Raw genomic sequence first — 6454 nt, forward strand, 5'->3', positions numbered from 1 at the left:
ATGATCTCAAAGCTTATACAACATGTGCCAATTCTTCATTGGCAATTTCGTCGTAAAAATTGTAATAATTTTCGAAATCTGCGGTAGATTCGAATTCTAAAACCGATTTATTGCTGTTTTTAACATTATTTAACACATCCTCGTCTATATTCTCGCCTGCCAAAACTATTCCGTCACTGTATTGAATAGCGCCGGCATAAAGTGCGGCGTTACTTCCGGGTTTGTAAACCTCCGTATGTTTTTCGGTCATATCGCCCATTACGGCTTTTTGAGCAAAATCAGCATCCAGTTGTTCTGTAAAGTCGTTTTGATAAATAGAATAAACAACCTTTGAGTTTTTAAATGTAGGATCGTCTTTATAGGTTGTTTTTAGATAAGCAGGCACTAAAGCGCTCATCCAGCCATGGCAGTGAATTACATCAGGAGCCCAGCCTAACTTTTTAACGGTTTCTAAAGCACCCTTGCAAAAGAAGATCATGCGCTCATCATTATCAGCATAAAATTTACCGTCTTTATCGGCAAATACATGTTTACGCTGAAAATACTCTTCATTATCTAAAAAATAAACCTGCATTCGTGCGGCAGGGATAGAAGCAACTTTAATAATTAACGGATTGTCATTATCATTAATGATAATGTTCATTCCCGATAAACGGATCACCTCGTGTAACCGGTTCCTGCGCTCATTGATATTTCCAAAACGCGGCATAAGGATACGGATCTCGTAACCTTTTTCCTGCATAGCTTGAGGAAGCTGGCGCGTAATTTCAGAAATTTTTGAGAGTTCAAGGAAAGGAGACATTTCGTGAGTTATAAACAAAAGCTTAGATTTACCCATCACTATATCAGTATTTAATTTATATAAAGAAGTCCAAAAAAATTGAGTTTGCAAATATAAGCATTATTATATGAACTGGCAACCAATTATGCAAGTAACTTTTGGTAAATATTAATCATTTGTACAACTTTGCCCCAATTATGTAATTTCATTTGTGTTGAAAACATTTACTACTAAGAAATCTCTACAGCAATATTTGCAGCAAATAAAAGCCTTAAACCAAACTGTTGGTTTTGTGGCTACTCTAGGCGCTCTGCACCATGGCCACCTTTCATTAATTGAACTGGCACAGCAACAAAATGATGTGATTGTATGCAGCATTTTTGTGAATCCCAGCCAGTTTAATGATCCTAAAGACCTGGAGAAATATCCCCGTACTATTGAAGCCGACATTAAACTGCTGGAGCAGGTTAAGTGCGATATATTGTTCTATCCAGAGGTAAATGAGATGTATGATGATAATGAACATTGGCATTTAAACATAGGCGAAACCGAACATTTGCTTGAAGGCGAGTTCCGGCCGGGCCATTACCAGGGCGTTACCCAAATAGTTAACAAGCTTTTTAATATTGTTACTCCCGATACTGCCTACTTTGGCCAAAAAGATTACCAGCAGTTTTTGATAATCAGTAAAATGGTTACTATGCTGAATATGCCGGTTAAGCTGGTGATGTGCCCCATAAAGCGCGAAACCGACGGCCTGGCAATGAGTTCAAGGAATATCCATTTAACGCCTGACGACAGGCAACATGCATTGATCCTTTCAAAAACGCTGAACTGGTTAAAAACCAATTTCAACAGCCATAACATCCCAACATTAAAAAAAGAAGCCGAACTATTGATAAACGCCGAACCCGGCGTTGAGCTTGATTATTTTGCAATTGCCGATGGTGACACCCTCCATCCCGCAGATGAGGCCACTAAAAGCATCGTGGCCCTTGTAGCTGCCCAAGTGGGTAAGACAAGACTGATTGATAATGTGGTGTTGAGTTCATAGTTCATGGCAGCTACAAAATAGTTCGCAGTTAATGCTTATCGCGGTTTCTTATTTCTTGACTCTCAATGTCTTGCCTCTTTTTCGGCTATGAACTATGAACCATCAACTATGAACTAAAAGGCAACTTTTGCCCCATCACTTCACTTATCTTTCTGTACGATTCAAACGTCCAGCCGGCAACGTGAGGGGTAAGAATTACCTTGCCTGATTGTTTTAGTTCGTCAAACCACTCCTGTTCGGCAAGTGCTGGAAACTTCTCAACCTCAAGCACATCAAGACCTGCACCTAAAACTTTACCTTGCTTTATTGCATCAATTACCGCCCGTACCTTAGCGGTTTTACCACGGGAGGTATTTATAAAAAATATAGGCTTTTTAAAATGAAATAAATATTCTTCGCTTACCAAACCATCTGTTTCTGCAGTTAACGGAATGTGCAGGCTTAACACATCGCTATGCTTTACAATTTCTTCCATGCTTACTTCCCGGGCATATTTATCGCTAAAGCCGGTTTTATATTTATCATAAGCAATTACATTTACCTCAAACCCCGACAGTTTTTTAGCAAAACTTTTACCCATAAACCCATAGCCTACAATACCCACCGTGCGGCCCTTCAGCTCATATCCCCGGTTTGGCTCACGCCGCCAGCTTCCGGCACGGATCTGATCGTCAGCAGTGTTAAAATTGTTCATAAGGGCCAGTAATAAGCCTACGGCGTGTTCACCAACAGCATCCATATTGCCTTCGGGCGCGTTTATTAATGTTATACCTTTTTCGGCAGCGTATGCTTCATTAATATTATCCATTCCGGCGCCTGCACGGCAAACAAAGCGCAGGTTCCTGGCAATATCAATAACCTGTTTATTAACATTAAACTTTGAGCGGATAACCATCCCGGCATAGTCACCCAGGATCTGCAGAGCCTCGTCGGGCTTTATTGTGGGTTTATAATCACATTGATAACCTTTGGCAGCAGCCATCTCCATAAACACAGGATGGATATCATCAACAATAAGAATATTATTTTTCAACTACTTAATAATTTATATTAGGGTGTAAAATTATAAAATGCTCGGTTTAATTAACATTGATACAAAGGTTTATTAAAAAAAGATGACATTTTATGCATTTTTTAAAACCGGCACGTTAATAGTATTGTATTATATTCAGGATTATCCCACAAAAAATGAAGCTAATGAAATTTAAGAAAATGGGAGCCGGCATGAAAATACAGGCCAGCAGGCTTTCGAATAAAGGCTTTAAGCAAATATTTGACCGCATTGATCAGCTCAACATTAAAAAAGGCGTTGATAAAATGGGGATAGATAAGTTTATTGAGCAATGTGCTTACCTGGCAGCGGGATCAGGCGTTATATCAGGCACGGGTGGGATGCTAACTATGGTGATAGGTGTTCCGCTTGATTTTGTCAACTTATTAACGCAGCAATTCAGGGTTACCATGGCTATCATGTACCACAATAAGGGCAGTTACCAAATAGGCTTTGAAGAATTTATGTCGTTCATAGCAACTTCACTTAAAGTAGATGCCGGTGTTACCCTTACCAAAACCATGATGGAGGGTGTTGCTGAAAAAATGTTAATGGTATTGGGTACCCGAACTGCCGAAAGACTGGTACCAGTAGTTGGTGCGGTTATTGGCGGCACCGCAAACTATTTTTTTATAAAACGCATGGCGTCATCAATAAAGAAAATGCATACTGAACCAATTGTTATTTTAGTTGATGGATCATAGTTCATGGCTCATAGTCGAAAGAAATAAAACTTACGAAGTTTTAAAACGGCAAAGCCCTCAACGAGGCCGTTAAACAATATATAACCCCGAGTTAAACTTCGTAAGTTTCCTTAGCAGCTATCATGAACTATGAACCATCAACTATGAACTTCTTTTACCTGTTTGCCATAATCATATTCGTCAGTTTCACAAAATCATCCACGCTTAATCTTTCAGCCCTAAGGTCAAGCAATGGTTCATCAGTCATTTTTTCCTTGTTTATTAATGATGATACCGCATTGCGCAATGTCTTACGGCGTTGGTTAAAGCCTGCCTTTACCACCTGCCAGAATAATTTTTCATCGCAGCCTAAAGCTTCTGTTTTATTTCGGGTTAGCCTTATTACCGCTGATAACACTTTTGGCGGCGGATTAAATACCCCTGCCTTTACTGTAAACAAATATTCAACCTTGTAATAGGCTTGCAAAAACACGCTGAGGATCCCATACTCCTTGCTGCCCGGTTTTGAATTACAACGCTCGGCCACCTCTTTTTGGAACATGCCAACCACCTCAACAACCTGCTGCCTGTTATCAAGCACTTTGAATAATATTTGTGATGATATATTATATGGAAAGTTGCCGATAATTGCCATCGGGCCGTTAAAGAACGCAGCAAAATCCATCTCCAAAAAATCCGCATTAATAAGCCTTTTGCCTAAAGCCGGGTATTTTTTTTGAAGGTACAGGTACGATTCTGTATCAATATCTATTAGTGAAACTTCCAGCTCACTTTTTTGCAGTAAAAAATCAGACAGGATGCCCATGCCTGGCCCGACCTCAAGCACCTGGCTATATCCGTTAGCCGGCCTAAGGCTCTCCACTATTTTAGCGGCAATATTTTTATCAGTAAGAAAATGCTGCCCTAAATGTTTTTTTGCTCTTACCAATGTCATTATTAATCAAATATTTGAGCAAATTAAGGCATATTTGTGCTTTAATAAGAAACTATAAGCTTAAAATCTTTTTATTTGTATGGTTAAAGCTGAAAGCTCAAGGCAAAAAGCTGAAAGCCAAACCAACAAAACTGTTAAATTATGTATCTCCAAAAAATCGGTGTAATCATAATTCAATCAGTGTAATCATATCATACAATGAGCGAAAAAATTAAAATAGGAATCAGCATAGGCGATGTAAACGGCATAGGGTTAGAGATAATTATAAAAACTTTGGCCGATAGCCGCATTTATGATTATTGCATCCCCATTGTTTATGGCCATACAAAGCTGGCATCATTTTACCGCCGCACTACCCAGGTAGAGGACCTTAACTTTTTTGTGATCAACAATGCATCCGAAACCAAAAAGGAACATAAAAAACCCAATATGATCAATTGCTGGGAAGAAGATGTAAAAATTGAACCCGGTATAGCAAATAACGATGTTGGTAAATATGGTTTCCTGTCGTTAGAGCGGGCAACCAGCGACCTGATAAACGGGCATATTGATGCATTGGTTACCGCGCCCATTAATAAAGACAGCATCCAGAGCGAGCAATTTAACTTTCCCGGCCATACCGAGTATTTACAGGAAAAAGACGGTGCAGCCGAGTCGTTAATGTTTTTAGTGAGCGATACTTTGCGTGTTGGCGTAGTTACCGGGCACATCCCGATTTCTAAAGTTTCGGAAAGCATTACTACAGAAAAGATTGTTGCAAAGCTTAAGTTGATGGATGCCAGCCTGCGTAATGATTTCTGGATCCGTAAGCCTAAAATTGCGGTGCTGGGTTTAAACCCGCACGCCAGCGATAACGGCCTAATCGGCAATGAAGAACAAACAACAATTACCCCGGCAATTGAAGAGGCCCGGAATAATAATATACTGGCTTTTGGCCCATACTCTGCCGATGGCTTTTTTGCAAACGGAACCTATTTACAGTTTGATGCTGTGCTGGCCATGTACCACGACCAGGGCCTGATCCCATTTAAACATATAGCGTTTGAATCGGGCGTAAACTTTACTGCCGGCTTAAATTTTGTACGTACCTCGCCTGATCATGGCACGGCTTATGATATTGCCGGAAAAAACCAGGCGTCGGAGATCTCGTTCCGCGAGGCTTTGTTTACCGCCATTCATATTGTTAACCATCGCCGTGAGACCCTTGAGCTTCATGAAAACCCACTGGTAATTTCCAAACTTAGCCGCGACAGGGATTAATTGGTTTGCAGTAATTAGAGACCAGAGGTTAGTTAAAAAAACAACTAATCTCTGATCTCTCTATAATTTACCTTTCAAGCTTAATACTTCAACACTAAGTATCCTGTTTTATGTTTGGTATCAGTACCATCCTTGTATTCTAACGAGTAAAAATAAGTGCCCGCCTGTTGTAGTTTACCATTGGTGCTATGCCCATCAAATACTTTTGATGTATTATCATAGCCTTTCACCTCGTATACCAGCGTACCACTGCGACTCATGATCTGCAGCGTGTTATCCGGGTAAGCGCTGATCCCGTCTATCTGCAGGTAGTCGCTTTTGCCGTCGCCGTTGGGCGATACATTCTGATGCACCACTACTTCATTTACGGTAACAGGAGCCGTTTGCTTATCATCATACAAGGATGCAAGTACCGCAGGTGCCTGCCTGGTTATCACTATACTATATGTATTGGTGGTGACGCCGTCTGTTATGCTCGTGGTTATGGTGTTACCTCCTACATTCAGCGTGATCGGGTCTGATGCTGTGCCTGACACTACCGCTACATTATTTACCGTTATGGTAGCGGTAGGATCCGCTGCCGTTGGTGTTATCATAACCGAGCTTACCGAATTATTCACCGTTGACGTATAATCCTTATAATCCGCCCCCGATACAGTGGTCAGCACTA

At 40.6% G+C, this 6454-nt stretch carries 7 protein-coding genes; 3 read left to right on the forward strand and 4 right to left on the reverse strand.

All coding sequences use genetic code 11. From position 1 onward, the window contains the following. Positions 1-13: 13 nt before the first annotated feature. Positions 14-838: a glycogen/starch synthase gene (locus tag BUE31_RS30370; RefSeq protein ID WP_073407692.1), complete on the reverse strand. Its 825-nt coding sequence runs from the start codon at positions 836-838 to the stop codon at positions 14-16. Between the two features lie 154 nt (positions 839-992). On the opposite strand from BUE31_RS30370, the gene panC reads away from it, so the two are divergent. Further along, the gene (panC, locus tag BUE31_RS30375) at positions 993-1835 is read left to right on the forward strand and encodes a pantoate--beta-alanine ligase (protein WP_317042452.1); all 843 of its coding nucleotides are present in this window, start codon (positions 993-995) and stop codon (positions 1833-1835) included. Between the two features lie 106 nt (positions 1836-1941). On the opposite strand, the gene BUE31_RS30380 is transcribed toward panC, so the two are convergent. Beyond that, the gene (locus tag BUE31_RS30380; protein WP_073407693.1) at positions 1942-2868 is read right to left on the reverse strand and encodes an NAD(P)-dependent oxidoreductase; all 927 of its coding nucleotides are present in this window, start codon (positions 2866-2868) and stop codon (positions 1942-1944) included. A 164-nt stretch (positions 2869-3032) separates the two neighbouring features. On the opposite strand from BUE31_RS30380, the gene BUE31_RS30385 reads away from it, so the two are divergent. Then, the gene (locus tag BUE31_RS30385; RefSeq protein WP_234997940.1) at positions 3033-3590 is read left to right on the forward strand and encodes an EcsC family protein; all 558 of its coding nucleotides are present in this window, start codon (positions 3033-3035) and stop codon (positions 3588-3590) included. Between the two features lie 154 nt (positions 3591-3744). On the opposite strand, the gene rsmA is transcribed toward BUE31_RS30385, so the two are convergent. Further along, positions 3745-4524 (reverse strand): 16S rRNA (adenine(1518)-N(6)/adenine(1519)-N(6))-dimethyltransferase RsmA, encoded by a 780-nt coding sequence (rsmA, locus tag BUE31_RS30390; protein ID WP_073407695.1) that lies wholly within the window; start codon positions 4522-4524, stop codon positions 3745-3747. Positions 4525-4722: 198 nt separating this feature from the next. Between rsmA and pdxA the strand changes: the two genes are divergently transcribed. Further along, positions 4723-5784 (forward strand): 4-hydroxythreonine-4-phosphate dehydrogenase PdxA, encoded by a 1062-nt coding sequence (pdxA, locus tag BUE31_RS30400; RefSeq protein WP_073407697.1) that lies wholly within the window; start codon positions 4723-4725, stop codon positions 5782-5784. A gap of 80 nt (positions 5785-5864) precedes the next feature. Here pdxA and BUE31_RS30405 read toward each other — a convergent pair. Beyond that, a partial coding sequence (locus BUE31_RS30405) for a T9SS type B sorting domain-containing protein (protein WP_143167315.1) occupies positions 5865-6454 on the reverse strand: 590 nt, incomplete at its 5' end.

The organism is Mucilaginibacter sp. OK098 (genome assembly GCF_900142915.1).
Taxonomy (GTDB): domain Bacteria; phylum Bacteroidota; class Bacteroidia; order Sphingobacteriales; family Sphingobacteriaceae; genus Mucilaginibacter.

What these genes read in the sequence shown, in the direction of transcription:
- rsmA (WP_073407695.1), bottom strand. Translation starts at nt 4,524, where the DNA reads ATGACATTGGTAAGAGCAAAAAAACATTTAGGGCAGCATTTTCTTACT.
- BUE31_RS30370 (WP_073407692.1), bottom strand. Translation starts at nt 838, where the DNA reads ATGGGTAAATCTAAGCTTTTGTTTATAACTCACGAAATGTCTCCTTTC.
- BUE31_RS30385 (WP_234997940.1), top strand. Translation starts at nt 3,033, where the DNA reads ATGAAATTTAAGAAAATGGGAGCCGGCATGAAAATACAGGCCAGCAGG.
- pdxA (WP_073407697.1), top strand. Translation starts at nt 4,723, where the DNA reads ATGAGCGAAAAAATTAAAATAGGAATCAGCATAGGCGATGTAAACGGC.